The sequence below is a fragment of the Acidovorax sp. SUPP2539 genome (assembly GCF_030158975.1).
Classification (GTDB): domain Bacteria; phylum Pseudomonadota; class Gammaproteobacteria; order Burkholderiales; family Burkholderiaceae_C; genus Paracidovorax.
Genome location: NZ_BQXJ01000001.1, coordinates 1278487 through 1294010, shown reverse-complemented (window position 1 = coordinate 1294010; position 15524 = coordinate 1278487). Strand labels below are relative to the sequence as shown.

Genomic DNA, 15524 nt, shown 5'->3' with positions numbered 1-15524 from the left:
AAGCCCGCCATGCACCGCCTGCCCCGCCCCCTTGCCTTCGCCCTGCGCCGCACCCTGTCCCTGGCGGTCTGCGCCGCCCTGCTGTCCAACGTGGCCAGCGCCCAGGAGATCGACACCCTGCGCAAGATCAAGGAGAGCGGCACCCTCATCATCGGCAGCCGCGACAGCTCCATTCCGTTTTCGTACAAGCCCACCGGCAGCGGCGACCCCATCGGCTTTTCCAACGACATCTGCCTGAAGATCGCCGAGGCCGTGAAGGCCAAGCTCGGCCTGCCCACGCTGCGCGTGCAATACACCCTGCTCAACTCGCTCAACCGCATTCCGCTGCTGCAGAACGGCACCGTGGACCTGGACTGCGCCACCACCACCAATTCGGTCGTGCGTCAGCAGCACGTGAACTTCGCGCCCAGCCATTTCGTGACCAACATCACCGTGGCGGTGAAGAAGAACTCCGGCATCCAGTCGCTGGCCGACCTGGCCGGCAAGACGGTGGCCACCGTGGCGGGCAGCACGTCGATCCAGTTGCTGCGCACCTACAAGCGCGCCGAGAACCTGGAGGTGCAGGAAATCTCGGGCAAGGACACGGCCGATGCCTTCCTGCTGCTGGCCAGCGACCGCGCCGCCGCCTACGTGCTGGACGACGTGCAGCTGGCCGGCCTGATCGCCACCGCGCCCAACCCGGGCGACTTCCGCATCCTCAAGGACGTGGTGCTGCGCCAGGAGCCCTACGGGATCATGCTGCGCAAGAACGACCCGCAGTTCCAGGCCCTGGTGGACCAGACGGTGACCGGCCTGATGCGCTCCGGCGAAATGGAGCGGCTGTACGCGCGCTGGTTCACCCAGCCCATCCCACCGAGCAACGTGAACCTGAACTTCCCCATGTCCGACGCCGTGCGCGAGGCCTTCCGCAACCCCAGCAACAAGGGCGTGTGATGGCAGGCCACAGCAACACCACGCACTACCCGCAGGGTCGCCTCTTCCCCGACGCCCTGATGCGCGAAGTGCGAGAGCGCTTCCTGCAGGTGGAGCGTGACCACCACGGCCACGAGCGGCTGTATTTCGACAACGCGGGCGGCTCGTTCCGGCTGAAGGCCGCGGTGGAGCGCTTCGCGCAGATCGATGCCGTGCCGGACAACACCGAGCGCATCCACGCCACGGCGCGCGAGCTGCAGGATATCCAGGCCGCCGGCGTGGCCGACGTGCGGCTGCTGCTCAACGCCACGGGCGGCAGCGTGTACGCCGCGCTCACCGCCTCGGGCGCCATGTTCGAGATGGTGCGGGCCGTGGCGCAGAACGTGCCGGGCACCAACATGGTCACCACCGTGCTGGAGCACCCCTCGTCGTACGACGCCATGGAGCGCTACGCCCGCGAAATGGGCCGCGAGCTACGCGTGGCGCCCAGCAACCGCGCCACCGGCGGCGTGGACGTGGACGCCATCGTGGGTCTGGTGGACAAGGGCACCAGCGTGCTCAACGTGATCCACGCCTCCAACATCTCCGGCGCCAAGCTGGACCTGGAGGCGATCGTGCGCAGGGCCCGCGCCATTCGGCCCGACCTGTACATCCTGGTGGACGCGGTGCAGCACGCGCCGCACGGCCTCATCGACCTGCAGAAGACGCCGGTGGACGGCATCAACATCGCACCCTACAAGTTCTTCGGCTGCCGGGGCTCTGGCTTCGCCTGGCTGTCCGACCGCGCGGCCGCCCTGCCGCACCACAAGCTGTCGGCCAAGCCCGCCGACTTCTGGGACCTGGGCAGCACCGCGCCGTGGCAGTTCGCCGTGGTGACGGAGATCGTGGACTACGTGTGCTGGCTCGGCGCGCAGGCGCCCGAGGGCGGGCCCGCCGGCGATGCGGCCCCTGGCGACCGGCGGGCGCGCTTCGAAGCCGGCATCGCGGCCATCGAGCTGCACGAACGCGCGCTGCTGTCGCGCCTGCTGAACGGCGGCGACGGCGCGGGTGCGGTGCCCGGGCTGCGCGCCATGCCGGGCGTGGAGGTGTTCCTGGACCACCCCGACCTCACCCGGCGCGACCTGATCGTCGGCATCGGCTTTCCGCACCTGGACTGCACCCGTGCCGTGCGCGAGTACGGCGCACGCGGCGTGACGGTGTACGAGCGTTCGGCCACCAGCCTGTATTCGCGCCGCATGCTGGAGTCGTTCGGGCTCGCGGGCGCGGTACGCGTCTCCCCGCTGCACTGCCATTCGACGGCCGATGTGGACCGGTTCCTCGCGGTGACGCAGGACATCGCCCAGGCGTTCGCCTCGGCGTGAGCGACGGGCCGGCCGGGGCGGGCCGGCCACACTGGAGGCGAAAAAGGCCTCCAGCGCATGGATCACTAGGGCATAGTGCTATTAAAAAAGTAGCACCATGCACCGACCCGCCTGACGGGGAGAAAGGCGCGCACCGCCTCAATTTCTCCTCAATTGGATTGCAAAGTTCCTCCATCCCCAACGAAGGAAAAGGAGAGGAACCATGAACACATCAACCCCACTGGCCACCGCGGCCGCTGACATCGCAGCATCCACCGCGGACAAGCGGCGGCGCCTGGCACTCGGCACCATCGGCTCCCTGGGCATCGCCACCCTGCTGGGCTGCGGCGGAGGCGGCTCCGACGCCGTGGCCGACAGTTCGGGCACCGGGACGGGCACCGGGACGGGCACAGGGACAGGCACCGGTACGGGCACTGGAACCGGGACAGGAACGGGCACGGGTACCGGCACCGGCACCGGCACAGGTACGGGAACTGGCACCGGAACGGGAACCGGCACGGACACCACTTGCTCCGTCGTCCCCGAGGAAACCGCCGGCCCCTACCCCGCCGACGGCTCCAACGCCAGCAACTCCAACTACAACGTGCTCGCGCTCAGCGGCATCGTGCGCCAGGACATCCGCAGCAACATCGGCGCGTCCACCACCGTGGGCGGCGTGCCGCTCACCATCACCATCACGCTCACCAACACGCGTGCCAGCTGCGCGGCGCTGCAGGGCTATGCCATCTACCTGTGGCATTGCTCGCAGGGCGGCGACTACTCGGTCTACACCGAGCGCAGCATCGCCGCCAACTACCTGCGCGGCGTGCAGGCCACCGATGCGAGCGGCACCGTGACCTTCACCACCATCGTGCCGGGCTGCTATGCCGGGCGCATGCCCCACATGCACCTGGAGGTGTATCCCAGCCTGTCGGTGGCCACCACGGCCAGCAACAAGGTCAAGACCACCCAGCTCGCGTTCCCCACGGACACCCTGCGCTCCATCTACACGGCCAATTCGGGCTACAGCGCCAGCGTGTCCAACCTGGCGGCGATCACCTTCGCCACCGACAACGTGTTCAGCGACGGCACCGACCTCGAGATGGTGACCATGCAAAGCAACGGCAGCGGCGGCTACACCGCCGCCATCACGATCTCGATCGCCGCCTGAGCGCCACCGGGGCCGTTGCCCCGGTGTGTTCCCTGCCCCTGGGCCCAGCCCCGGGCCTTCTTCCCTCTGCCAGAAAGGCACGTGACACCATGCACCCTCCCCGCCACACGACCATCACCTTCGCCGGCCTCTGCCTGGGCCTGTCCCTCGCCGCCTTCACCTGCGGCGCCCTGGCCCAGGGCGCACCGGGCGGGCAGCCCCCCGGCCCGCCGCCCGAGGCCTACACCGCCTGCAAGGGCCAGACCGAAGGCGCCTCGGTCACGCTGACCATGCCGGACGGCAAGACCCTGCCCGGCACATGCCGCACAATGAACGGCACCCTCGTGGCCATGCCCGCCGGCGGCCCCCCTCCAGGCGCTGGCGGCCCGCCCCCCTCCCGCTGACCCCCGACCAGCCGCCCATGCCCCGCCTCACGCTGCAAAGCAAAGCCTTCCTCGCGCTCACCCTGTTGCTGGCCGTGCTGCTGCTGCTTTTCGTGGGGTTCTCGCGCCTGGGGCTGCAGCGCGGCCTGGGCCCGTACGTGGCCGAGATCGAGCTGGCCCGCATGGACTGGCTGGCCGCACGGCTGCAGCGCATGCACCTGCTGCATGGCGGCTGGCAGACGCTGCGCACCCAGCCCGAGCTGTGGCGCGAGATGCGCCGCCCCGGCGACAGTCCCGCGCTGCGCAGCAGCGCCCAGGGCGCGGCCAGCCCGAACGGCCGCAGCGGCGACAACACCACCGCCGGCAACGAGGGCCGCAGCGGCGGCTTTCGCGAGCGCCCACCGCCGCCGCCCGACTTCGGCGAACCCGGCGAAGGCCCGCCGCCCGACGGCTATTCGCCCGATCGCACCGCCTCCGATGGCCGCGACCGTCCGCCACCGCCGCCCGGCTCCATGCTGTCGCAGCGGCTCGGCGTGCTCGATGCCCAGGGCCGCCTGGTGGCCGGCGTGCGCCCCACGCCCGATGCCGCCCGCCTGCCGCTGCGCGGCAGCGACGGCACCCCCATCGGCGAGCTGGTGCTGAGCCCGCCCTCGCACATGGAGACCGAGGCCGACCGCGCCTTCATCGCCCGGCAACTGGGCTTCGTGGTGTGGACCGGCATTGCCGGCCTGGCGCTCGCGCTGCTGCTGTCCTGGGCGCTGGCCCGCCGCTGGCTCGCCCCCATCGGCGCGCTGGTGGACGGCGCGCGCGGCGTGGCGGCGGGCCGGCTGGACACCCGCGTGGCCGTGCACGGCGACGACGAGCTGGCCAGGCTGGCGCTCACCTTCAACGACATGGCCGAGCAGCTGGGCGGCATGGAAGCCTCGCGCCGACAGTGGATCGGCGACGTGGCGCACGAGCTGCGCACCCCGCTGGCGGCGATGCGCGCCGAGATCGAGGCCGTGCAGGACGGCGTGCGCCCGTTCGACGACAAGACCGCGCTGCGTCTGCACCGGCAGGTGATGCGGCTCATCCAGCTGGTGGGCGACCTGCGCGCCAGCCTGGATGCCGCCGCGGGCAGCGCGCCCTCCGCGCTGGTGCCCGTGCACCCGCTGTCGCTGCTGGCCGAGGCCGTGGCCTCCATGCAGCCGCGCTTCGACCAGGCCGACCTCGCGTTGGACACGCACGGGCTGGCCGCGCTCGCCCGCCTGTCGCCCCCGCCGCTGGTGCGCGGCGACGCGCAGCAGCTTCACCGCGTGTTCCTGAACCTGCTGGAAAACACCGTGCGCTACACCGATCCCGGCGGCCGGCTGGAAATCCAGGCGCAGACCGAGCGCAGCGGGCCCGCGCCCTCGCTCGTGCTGCAGTTCGACGACACCGCGCCCGGCGTGGCCGAGCACGACCTGCCGCGCCTGTTCGACCGCCTGTACCGCGCCGAAGCGTCGCGCGCGCGCGCCACCGGCGACCTGGGCGGATCGGGCCTGGGCCTGGCGATCTGCCGCGCCATCGTGCAATCGCACGGCGGCCGCATCACCGCGCAGCCCTCGCCGCTCGGCGGGCTGCGCACCACCCTCACCCTGCCCTTGCTGGAGAACCCTTCATGACAGCGCGCATCCTCGTGGTCGAGGACGAGACCGACATCGCCCACATCGTGCTCGACTACCTGCGCCACGCCGGCTACGAGGCCGAGCACGTGGCCGACGGCCCCGGCGCCCTGGCCCGGCTGACCAGCCCCACGCCGCCCGACCTCACCCTGCTGGACGTGATGCTGCCGGGGCTCGACGGCCTGTCGGTGCTGCGCCAGGCGCGCCGCCACACGGACAAGCCCATCATCATGCTCACCGCCCGCGTCGAAGAGGTGGACCGCCTGATCGGCCTGGAGCTGGGCGCGGACGACTACATCTGCAAGCCGTTCTCCCCGCGCGAGGTGGTGGCGCGGGTCAAGACCGTGCTGCGGCGCGGCATGGCGCAGCCGCCGGCCACGGCCGGCCCGCCGGCCACGGCCGGCCCGCCGGTGCTGGCGCTGGACGAGGCGCACTGGCAGGTCACGCTGCGCGGCGCCCACGTGGCGCTCACGCCGCGCGAGTTCCGCCTGCTGCAGGCGCTGGCGCGGCAAAGCGGGCGCATCTTCTCGCGCGCGCAATTGCTCGACCTGGCCTACGGCGACACGCTGGACGTGAACGAACGGGCCATCGACAGCCACATCAAGAACCTGCGCAAGAAGCTCAAGGCCGCCAGCGGCGACGGCGTGGAGTGGATCCGGTCGGTGTACGGGGTGGGCTTCGCGTTCGACGAGGACGCGGGCGACACGAGCGCAGCCGCCCCCTCCAGCGCCGCGTACTAAGCGGGTCGCGATGAAGACGCAGTTGCGCCCTCGGGCGGCGGCGCGGCGCCAGCGAAGCGAAGCAGTGCTTTTTCGTAGTGGTGGCGATTGGAGTGGTAACCCAGGAATTTTCCGAATACCTTGGCCTCCGAAGGCTTCGGCGGCTGGGAATCGACCCCGTCGTCGTTCTTGAGCCCCAGCGCGAGACGAACCAGCCCCTTGGGCTGGTAGCCCAGATAGCGCAGGTTATCCACCAGGTTCTTGCGTGGCTTTTTTTCGTAGTCCAAAGTGATGATCAGTCCCTCGACCGGCCGCTTCTGCGGGGGCAGCACGGTCCCTTTGACTGCATGCCGGGCCTGGGCCTGGCTGAGCACCGCGGGGTCCAGAAGAATGAGCGAGGGAGGCGCATCCAAGGCGATGTGCCCCTGCAAGGCCTTGGTGAACATCTGGGCGGAACCGCCCCCGATGGACAGGCCGCAAACCTGGACGATTTCCACATCCGGCGCGGATGCCGACCCGGCCCTCTCCTGAAGGATTGCCGCCACGAGTTGTCCCGCCTCGCAGGCTTTGCGGTAGACGTCGCCGATCCCCCCAAGAACGACCCGCTTGACTTGGTTGTTAGCCCGGTCGGCAATGCCGTCGAAATAAAAGCTCACCTCGACTTTCTTTTGCTGCGTAATGGGATCGACGGTTTCCCGCTCGCGCAGCCAAAGGTGCGTTTTTTCCGCCAAGTATTGCAAGAGCTCGCGCTTTCCGCTGGCGGCGCCCTGCATCAGCGCGGAATTCTTGATGCGCTTATTTTCCTGAACGCTGTCGTATTTCGTGAAGACGTCGTCGAGCCTCAACCCTTGCAGCCGGTGGGCCACCGCCTGCGCGGTCGATGCCGCAGCTTGCGCATCGGACAGCGCATCGACGGGCGCGCCGTGCAGTCCCAGCGCCTGGGCCAGCGCCGAGAGCTGGGCCGGAGGCAGGACGGAAACGTGGGTATCCGGCTGCCGGACCAAGTCGATCTTCTTTGCGATCCTGTCTTTGCTTCGGCGCGAGGGTTGCGGCGCATTCGCCGGGGTGTCAGGGGTTGCAGGGCCATCGGCCCCGTGCCCGGCGGCGACGGCGGCCCGTACCACGCCGTGCGCGGCGTCCACCGGCAAAGCCGATCCACCGGGCCCTGCGGGCCGTGCCGGCCCGTCGTCTGTGGGCACGATCTCGATCTCGCTCCCTGGCGCTGCGTCCTCGGTACCTAGCCGCGCCTGGGCGCCAGACACAGGGCTGTCCCCGGTGCCATCGCTGGCGTCGCGTCCCAAAAGCGCCTGCTCCTTCTGAATCGCCTCGCTTGTGGCATCGTGGCGCATCAGCGCCGCCAACGGGCCCCGGCTGCCCTGGGGAAGCGCCTGCCCCACGGGAGGCGACATCAATTGCGCGAGCGGCCCCTGCGTGCCGGTGGGCAAGGAGAGCCAGGCAGACCGCAGTTCGGCCGAGCCGCGCTCGGGCAGCACCGCGTTCTGGCGCCGCAGCGATGGCTGCGGGAAGGGGCGATCCACCGACGGGGCAAGGGTTTCACCACGGCGCGCAGACAACCCGGGAGGCGTGGCGCCGGCCGGCCCGGGCCGGGAAGCCGTCGCCGCAGGCCTGGCAGGCGGCTCCGCCGCGGGGCGGGTCGAAGGAGTCTTGCCTGTGAACAGCGAGCGAAGGCTTGACAGTTTCATGGGCAGTCCGCGCTGCCGCGCCGGCCGGTGCACGTTGGAAAGGGAGCGATACAAGCCGATGGCATACCGGCCAGACCTTACTCACTGGCGACCGAATTCCCCGAACTGACCCGAAGCCGTTGGCGCAGGGCCGAAGAAGTACCTGCCGATCGGGTAAAGACGGCTTTTTTCGGGGAAAAGCCGTGCCGAAACCCACCAATTGGTCAAATAGTAAAAGCGAATCACTATCATTTGCAGTTTTTAGAAGAAACTGCTTTCATGATCTTGCCGTCTTCGCTCCGCCCCCAGCCCCTGTCCCTCGCGATCGCCCTGGCGCTGAGCGCCGGTGCCCACGCCCAGACCGCCCAGCCGTCCGGATCGCAACCTGCGCAACCCGCGCAGGCCGCCCTGTCCACCGTGGTGGTCACGGCCTCGGGCACGGCCGTGGACATCAAAGAGGCGCCGGCCAGCATCAGCGTGATCACCCGCGAAGACATCGAGCGCAAGCCCGTCACCAGCCTGGGCGAGCTGCTGTCCACCATTCCCGGCGTGACCGGCGGGCTGTCGGGCACGGGCGCGCAGTCCAAGATCCGCCTGCGCGGCCTGCCCGAGAAATACACGCTCATCCTCGTGGACGGCAAGCGCCAGGGCAATTCGGCCGGCGTGAACTACCGCGACGACCTGGGCCAGCAGGACCTGGACTGGATCTCGCCCGAGATGATCGAGCGCATCGAGGTGGTGCGCGGCCCGATGTCGTCGCTGTACGGCTCGGACGCCATGGGCGGGGTGATCAACATCATCACCCGCAAGATCGGCCTGCGCTGGGGCGGCTCCGCCACGGTCAACTACTCCAACCCCTCCGATTCGGAGCGCGGCGACACGCGGCAGACGGGCTTCACCGTCAGCGGCCCGGTGACCGACCGCATCGGCCTGCGCGTGTCGGGCAACTACACCGAGCGCGATGCCGATGAAGGCACGGGCGGGCATGCGGGCACCTACCTGTCCACGGCCGGCGCGCGCAACCAGGGACTGAACGCGCTGCTGAGCTGGCAGCTCACGCCCGACCAGTCGGTGTCGCTCGAGGCGGCCCAGGCCACGCAGCGCGCCACCGGCTCGGATGCGCGCACCGCCAGCGGCGGGCAGGTCGTCAGCCCCTGGGGCCTGAGCCGGCTGCGGCACACCTCGTTCGGCCTGGGGCACGACGGCCGCTGGGGCGACGTGCGCTCCAAGATCAACCTGTCGCGCCACGAGTACGAGGACCTGGGCGACACCATCGGCAACCACTCGCGCGAAACCACGCTGGACGGCCGCGTGGACATGCCGCTGAAGCTTCTGGGCTTCGACCAGATGCTGACCACCGGGCTGCAATGGAAGCAGGAAGAACTGGACAACCGCGACACCATCGGCCTCGCCCCCATCGACTACAGCGGGCGGCCGGTGTCGGGATCGTCCCTGTCGGCCACCACCTGGGCGCTGTTCGGCGAGGACCAGATCTTCCTGCGCGAGAACCTGGCGCTCACGCTCGGCCTGCGCATGGACCACCACGAAAAGTACGGCAACAACTGGAGCCCGCGCGCCTACTTCGTCTACCACCCGGCCTCGGCGTGGACGGTGCGAACCGGCGTGTCGCGCGGCTTCCGCGCGCCGGGCCTGAAAGAGAACTCGCCCAATGCCGCCACGCAGTCCGGCGGCAACGGCTGCCGCAGCCTGGCGGGCCTGGGCTGGACCAGCACCCGCGTGAATGCCGACGGAACGCGCGGCTGCTACATGGCCGGCAACCCCGACCTGCAGCCCGAGACCAGCACCAACTTCGAGCTGGGCACGGGCTACGAGCAGGGCGGCTGGGCCTTCGGCGCCACCTACTTCCACACCGACTTCAAGAACAAGATCGACTACCAGCCCCTGGGCCTGTACAACGGCTTTTGGTGGACGCGCATGGCCAACGCCCAGCGCGCCCGCACGCGCGGGCTGGAGGCCAACGCCACCGTGCCGCTGGCGCCGTCGCTCGACTGGCGCACCAATGCCACGAAGATGTTCGAGTCCAAAAACCTCACCACCGGCGCCTCGCTGCTGTCTGTGCCGCGCCTGACCGTATATTCGTCGCTGCAGTGGCGCATCGCCCCGGCCTGGACCGCCGATGCCAGCGCCCGCTACGTGGGCAAGGAACTCGTCGTCACCGGCGCGGCCACCACCTTCGCCAAGGCCTACACCACCGTGGACCTGACCACCAGCTACCGGTTGAACGAAACCTTCACCCTGCGGGCCGGCATCCTCAACGTGGCGGACAAGCAGACGCGGGAACTGGGCAGCAACTACGACAACGGCGGGCGCACCTATTTCGTGGGGGCCACGGCGCGGTTCTGAGGCCCGGGCGATGTGTGCAGCGGCGCGGCAGCCACCGCTGCACACACCTCGAATGCTATATTTTTCATAGCACAATGCCTTAGTGGATATTGCACTGCAGGCCATTTTCACCCATGGACTGCGGCGCGTGTGCCCACCGGACCGACGCGGCGCGGATGCACTCCCACCGGCGCAGCGGGCTGCCTCCTACAGCCGGCCCGCGCCGGCTGGGCTGAGATCGGGGGGCGCGCTTCGCGCCCCCTTTTTGCCGCACCGCCTGCCTTCCCATATGCCACGCACCGCAACCGCCCCTGCCGCCGCTTCGCCGGCCCGCCCGCCCGCCACCCGCCTGGCCCGCGGACTGCGCTACGTCAACCCCGAGATGCCGGGCCTGAGCCGCGAGCGCAAGGGCGAGGGCTTTCGCTACCGCCAGCCCGACGGCCAATGGCTGACCGACCCGGACGAGATCACCCGCATCCAGCGCCTGGCCATCCCGCCCGCCTACACCGAGGTGTGGATCTGCCCGCTGCCCAACGGCCATCTGCAGGCCACGGGGCTGGATGCGCGCGGCCGGCGGCAGTACCGCTACCACGCCGACTGGCGCCTGCAGCGCGACGAGGCCAAGTTCGAACGCATGCAGGCCTTCGGCCGCGCCCTGCCCCGCATCCGCGCCCGGGTGGCGCGCGACCTGCGGGCCAAGTCGGGCCCCACCCTGTCCCGAGAGCGGGTGCTCGCCACGCTGGTGCGCCTGCTGGACACCACCTACCTGCGCGTGGGCAACGAGGAATACGCCAGCACCAACCGCTCCTACGGCCTGACCACCTTGCGCACCCGCCATGCGGCGCTGCGCGGCAGCAAGCTGCAGCTGCGGTTTCGCGGCAAGAGCGGTGTGCAGCAGGAGGCCACGCTCGACGACCCGCGCGTGGCCCGCGTGGTGCGCCGCTGCCAGCAGCTGCCGGGCCAGGAACTGTTCCAGTACGAGGGAGAAGACGGCGCGCTGCATGCCGTCGATTCGGGCGACGTGAACGACTACCTGCGTGAGATCACCGGCACGCAGGAGGGCGAGCATTTCACCGCCAAGGACTTCCGCACCTGGCACGGCACCGTGCAGGCGCTGGAGCTGACGCGGCTGGCCTGCTCGCCCCAGCCCGGCGCGCCCGCGGTGACGGCCAAGCACATCCTGATCGAGGTGGCACGGCAGTTGGGCAACACGCCGGCCGTGTGCAAGAAGTCGTACGTGCACCCCTCGGTGCTGGCGCTGGGGTCGCGGCTCACGTCCGACGCAGGTCCGGACATGCAGGTGCTGTGGGAGCGCATCGGCGGCACGAACACGCCGCGCGCGCTGCAGGCCGCCGAGCGGCGGCTGCTGGCGTTCCTGCGGCACCAGGACCGCCCGGTGCGGGCTCCGCGCGCGCGCAAGACCACGCACTGAGCCGGCGGGCGACGGGGCGCTGGCGCCTTTTCAGTGCCCGCTCAGCGGCCGGCCTTCAGCGGCCGACCATGTTCCCCGGAACGACCCATTGGTCGAACTGCTCGCCGGTGACGTGGCCCGACGCCACGGCCGCCTCGCGCAGGCTGGTGCCTTCCTTGTGCGCCTTCTTGGCGATGAAGGCAGCCTTGTCGTAGCCGATGTGCGTGTTGAGCGCGGTCACCAGCATCAGCGAGCGGTCCACCAGCTCGGTGATGCGGTCGCGGTTGGGCTCGATGCCCACGGCGCAGTGGTCGTTGAAGCTGACCATGCCGTCGGCCAGCAGGCGCACGCTCTGCAGGAAGTTGTGGGCCACCATGGGGCGGAACACGTTCAGCTCGAAATTGCCCGAGGCACCGCCGAAGTTGATGGCCACGTCGTTGCCGAACACCTGGGCGGCCAGCATGGTCACCGCCTCGCTCTGCGTGGGGTTGACCTTGCCCGGCATGATGGACGAGCCTGGCTCGTTCTCGGGAATGCTCAGTTCGCCGATGCCGCTGCGCGGGCCGCTGGCCAGCCAGCGCACGTCGTTGGCGATCTTCATCAGGCTGGCGGCCAGTGTCTTGAGCGCGCCGTGCGCATGCACCAGGGCATCGACGGAGGCCAGGGCCTCGAACTTGTTGGGCGCCGTGACGAACGGCAGCCCGGTCAGGCGCGCCAGCTCGGCGGCGGCCTGCTCGGCGTAGCCCTTGGGGGCGTTCAGGCCGGTGCCCACGGCGGTGCCGCCCAGGGCCAGCTCGCACAGGTGCGGCAGCGCGGCGCGCACGTGGCGCTCGCCGTGGTCCAGTTGCGCCACGTAGCCCGAGAACTCCTGGCCCAGCGTGAGCGGAGTGGCGTCCTGCAGGTGGGTGCGGCCGATCTTCACGATGCCGTCGAAGTCCTCGGCCTTTTGCGCCAGCGTGGCGCGCAGCTTGGCCAGGGCGGGCAGCAACCGGTGCGTGAGCGCCTCCACCGCGGCCACGTGCATGGCGGTGGGGAACACGTCGTTGCTCGACTGGCTGCGGTTCACGTCGTCATTGGGGTGCACCAGGCGGGCCTCGCCGCGCTCGCCGCCCAGGATCTCGCTGGCGCGATTGGCCAGCACCTCGTTGACGTTCATGTTGGTTTGCGTGCCCGAACCCGTCTGCCAGACCACGAGCGGGAACTCGCCGGGGTGCCGGCCGGCGATCACCTCGTCGGCCGCTGCCACGATGGCGTCGGTCTTCTTCGCGTCCTGCAGGCCCAGCGCCTGGTTGACCACGGCCGAGGCGCGCTTGACCTGCGCCAGGGCCCGGATGATCTCGCGCGGCTGCTGCTCGCCGGAGATGTCGAAGTTCTGCAGCGATCGCTGCGTCTGCGCGCCCCAGAGCTGATGGGCCGGCACCTCGATGGGGCCGAAGGTGTCGCGTTCGATGCGGGAGGTCATGTCTGGCGGGTCCGGTGGTGAAGAAACGAAGGGCGCACAAGGGTGCGCATCGTCCAAAAGCATAACGCGAAACAAAACCATTCTCATCGGTGGGGACCGCGTGGCGCAGAGACCCTCCCGCCCCCCGGGAGAGCCCGCGGTGGATACACTTGGACACCTTTGGCGCCCCGCTGCCGCCGCACCTTCCATGCCCTCCCCGCTCGCCCCACCGTTGACCGGCTTCCTGCCGTCGCACCACGATCCGCTGGTGGTGGCGGCGTCGTTCGCCGTGGCGTTGCTGGCCTCGTACGTCACGCTGAGCCTGGCCCGCCGCGTGCGCACCTCCCAAAGCCGCATCGGACTGGCCTGGTGGGCCGCGGGTTCGCTGGTGATGGGCACGGGCATCTGGTCCATGCATTTCCTGGGCATGCTGGCGTTCGAGTTGCCCATCGCCCTGGGCTTCACCCCCGCGATCACCGCCCTGTCCTGGCTGGCCGCCGTGGCGGCATCGGCCGTCGCGCTGGGCCTGGCCAGCATGGAGCGCGTTCGGCGCCGGCACCTGGCCGTCGGGGCGCTTGCCATGGGCGCGGGCATCAGCGCGATGCACTACATCGGCATGCGCGCCATGCACCTGTCCATCGGCATCGTGTGGAACGGCTTCTACGTCGCCCTGTCGGTGGCCGTCGCGGTGCTGGCCTCGGCCACGGCGCTTTACCTGTTCCAGGCCCTGCGGGGCATGCATGGCCACCGGCGCAGGGTGTTCCAGGCCGCGGCTTCGCTGGTGATGGCGCTGGCCATCTGCGGCATGCACTACCTCGGCATGGCCGCCGCCCAGTTCCCGCAGGGCACCGTGTGCCTGAGCGCCGATTCGCTGGGCGGCTCGGGGCTGGCCGCCATGGTGGCGATCTTCACGCTGCTGCTGATGCTCAGCACGCTGTTCATCTCCATCCTCGATGCGCGGCTGCAGAACGTCGCGCGCCGGCTCACCCGCTCGCTGCAGGACAGCAACGCCAAGCTGCAGCAGGCCAATGCCGAGCTGCAAAAGCGCGCGTTCGCCGATGCGCTCACCGGCCTGCCCAACCGCCTGCTGTTCGAAGACCGCCTCGCCCACGCGCTGCTGCGCCTGGAGCGCACCAACCACCACCGCGTGCTGGACCGCCTGGCCGTGCTGTTCGTGGACCTGGACGGCTTCAAGCCCATCAACGACTCCTTCGGCCATGCCGCGGGCGACGCCATCCTGTCGGAAGCCGCCCAGCGCCTGCGCGCCGAGGCGCGCGAAAGCGACACGGTGACCCGCGTGGGCGGCGACGAATTCCTGCTGCTGCTGGAAGACGTGGGCAACACGGCCGACTGCATCGTGGTGGCCAACCGCATCCTGGCCGCGCTCGCCCTGCCCTTCCAGGTGGCGGGCCGGCAGGTGCAGATCGGCTGCTCCATCGGCGTGGTGCTGCACCCCGACCACGGCGACCGCGACAAGCTGGTCGCCAATGCCGATGCCGCCATGTATGCCGCCAAGCGCGCGGGCGGCAACGGCTACGCCATGTTCGAGCCCCACATGGGCTCCGACGCATCCGACCAGCTGGAGCTGCAGAACGACCTGCGCCACGCCCTGGCGCGCGGCGAACTCGCCCTGCACTACCAGCCCAAGATCGACGGCAAGCGCGGCCGCATCAACGGCGTGGAAGCCCTGCTGCGCTGGCACCACCCGAAGCGCGGCATGGTGAGCCCGCTGGTGTTCATCGGCCTGGCCGAGCGCTTCGGGCTGATCGGCCAGCTGGGCGCCTGGGTCATCGAAGAGGCTTGCCGGCAGATGGCCGACTGGGCGCGCAGCGGCCTGCGCATGCGCGTGGCGATCAACCTGTCGGTGCACCAGCTGCGCGAAAGCGGCCTGGCCGAGCGCATCGAGCACGCCCTGCAGTTCCATGGCCTGGATTCCTCGCAACTGCTGTGCGAGATCACCGAATCGGTGGCCATGGAAGACACCAAGGCCACGCAGCGCACCTTCGAAGGCCTGGCGCGCATCGGCGTGTTCCTGTCCATCGACGACTTCGGCACTGGCTATTCGAGCCTGAACTACCTGCGCCAGCTGCCGGCCCAGCAGCTCAAGATCGACCGCAGCTTCGTGAACGACCTCGAACACGAAGAAGACGCCCGCGCCGTGGTCGATGCCGTGGTGCGGCTGGCCCACGCCCTGGGCCTGCGCGTGGTGGCCGAGGGCGTGGAAACCAGCGGCCAGCGCGACATCCTGCTGGCCATGCGTTGCGACGAACTACAGGGCTTTTTCTACGCCCGCCCCATGCCGGCGGACGTGCTGCTGGCCTGGGCCCAGGGCGACAAGCCGGAAGGCTCGGCGGATTTCGCGCCCTCCGTGATCGGCGGGCTCGAGGCGCTCGAAAGCCTGCCGTTCGACGCCGCCCCCCGCGGCTGACCGCCGCCAGCGCCGTCCGGAGCGGGCGGCGATAATTGCGCGGTTCGTTCTTTCCCCAAAAACACACCCCAC

General features: G+C 70.0%; 11 protein-coding genes. 9 read left to right on the top strand and 2 right to left on the bottom strand.

What is annotated here, in order from left to right; all coding sequences use genetic code 11:
- Positions 1-9 precede the first annotated feature (9 nt).
- From AVTE2539_RS05895 to AVTE2539_RS05870, 6 genes are all read left to right on the top strand, one after another.
- Positions 10-933, top strand: coding sequence for a transporter substrate-binding domain-containing protein (locus AVTE2539_RS05895; protein ID WP_284408858.1), 924 nt, complete (start codon positions 10-12; stop codon positions 931-933).
- Positions 933-2273, top strand: coding sequence for an aminotransferase class V-fold PLP-dependent enzyme (locus AVTE2539_RS05890; RefSeq protein ID WP_284408856.1), 1341 nt, complete (start codon positions 933-935; stop codon positions 2271-2273). The genes AVTE2539_RS05895 and AVTE2539_RS05890 overlap by 1 nt, the downstream gene beginning before the upstream one ends.
- A 202-nt stretch (positions 2274-2475) precedes the next feature.
- Positions 2476-3423, top strand: coding sequence for a dioxygenase family protein (locus tag AVTE2539_RS05885; RefSeq protein WP_284408854.1), 948 nt, complete (start codon positions 2476-2478; stop codon positions 3421-3423).
- Positions 3424-3512: 89 nt separating this feature from the next.
- On the top strand, positions 3513-3806 hold the full coding sequence (locus tag AVTE2539_RS05880; RefSeq protein ID WP_272564191.1) for a hypothetical protein: 294 nt from the start codon (positions 3513-3515) through the stop codon (positions 3804-3806).
- Positions 3807-3823: 17 nt separating this feature from the next.
- Positions 3824-5428 (top strand): ATP-binding protein, encoded by a 1605-nt coding sequence (locus AVTE2539_RS05875; protein ID WP_284408852.1) that lies wholly within the window; start codon positions 3824-3826, stop codon positions 5426-5428.
- A complete protein-coding gene (locus AVTE2539_RS05870; protein WP_284408850.1) occupies positions 5425-6168 on the top strand; it encodes a response regulator in 744 nt (247 codons plus the stop codon). Before AVTE2539_RS05875 ends, AVTE2539_RS05870 begins: the two co-directional genes overlap by 4 nt.
- Here AVTE2539_RS05870 and AVTE2539_RS05865 read toward each other — a convergent pair.
- Complete coding sequence (locus AVTE2539_RS05865) at positions 6165-7685, bottom strand: hypothetical protein (protein ID WP_284408848.1); 1521 nt, start codon at positions 7683-7685, stop codon at positions 6165-6167. The two genes, AVTE2539_RS05870 and AVTE2539_RS05865, sit on opposite strands and share 4 nt — an antisense overlap.
- 423 nt (positions 7686-8108) lie before the next feature.
- Here AVTE2539_RS05865 and AVTE2539_RS05860 point away from each other — a divergent pair, with 423 nt between their 5' ends.
- Both AVTE2539_RS05860 and AVTE2539_RS05855 read left to right on the top strand, forming a co-directional pair.
- Positions 8109-10193, top strand: coding sequence for a TonB-dependent receptor domain-containing protein (locus AVTE2539_RS05860; RefSeq protein WP_284408846.1), 2085 nt, complete (start codon positions 8109-8111; stop codon positions 10191-10193).
- A gap of 268 nt (positions 10194-10461) precedes the next feature.
- Positions 10462-11604, top strand: a complete 1143-nt coding sequence (locus AVTE2539_RS05855; RefSeq protein WP_284408844.1) for a DNA topoisomerase IB — start codon at positions 10462-10464, stop codon at positions 11602-11604.
- A gap of 55 nt (positions 11605-11659) precedes the next feature.
- On the opposite strand, the gene fumC is transcribed toward AVTE2539_RS05855, so the two are convergent.
- Positions 11660-13045: a class II fumarate hydratase gene (gene fumC, locus AVTE2539_RS05850; RefSeq protein ID WP_272564196.1), complete on the bottom strand. Its 1386-nt coding sequence runs from the start codon at positions 13043-13045 to the stop codon at positions 11660-11662.
- Positions 13046-13232: 187 nt separating this feature from the next.
- Here fumC and AVTE2539_RS05845 point away from each other — a divergent pair, with 187 nt between their 5' ends.
- A complete protein-coding gene (locus AVTE2539_RS05845; RefSeq protein ID WP_284408842.1) occupies positions 13233-15452 on the top strand; it encodes a putative bifunctional diguanylate cyclase/phosphodiesterase in 2220 nt (739 codons plus the stop codon).
- Positions 15453-15524 lie beyond the last annotated feature (72 nt).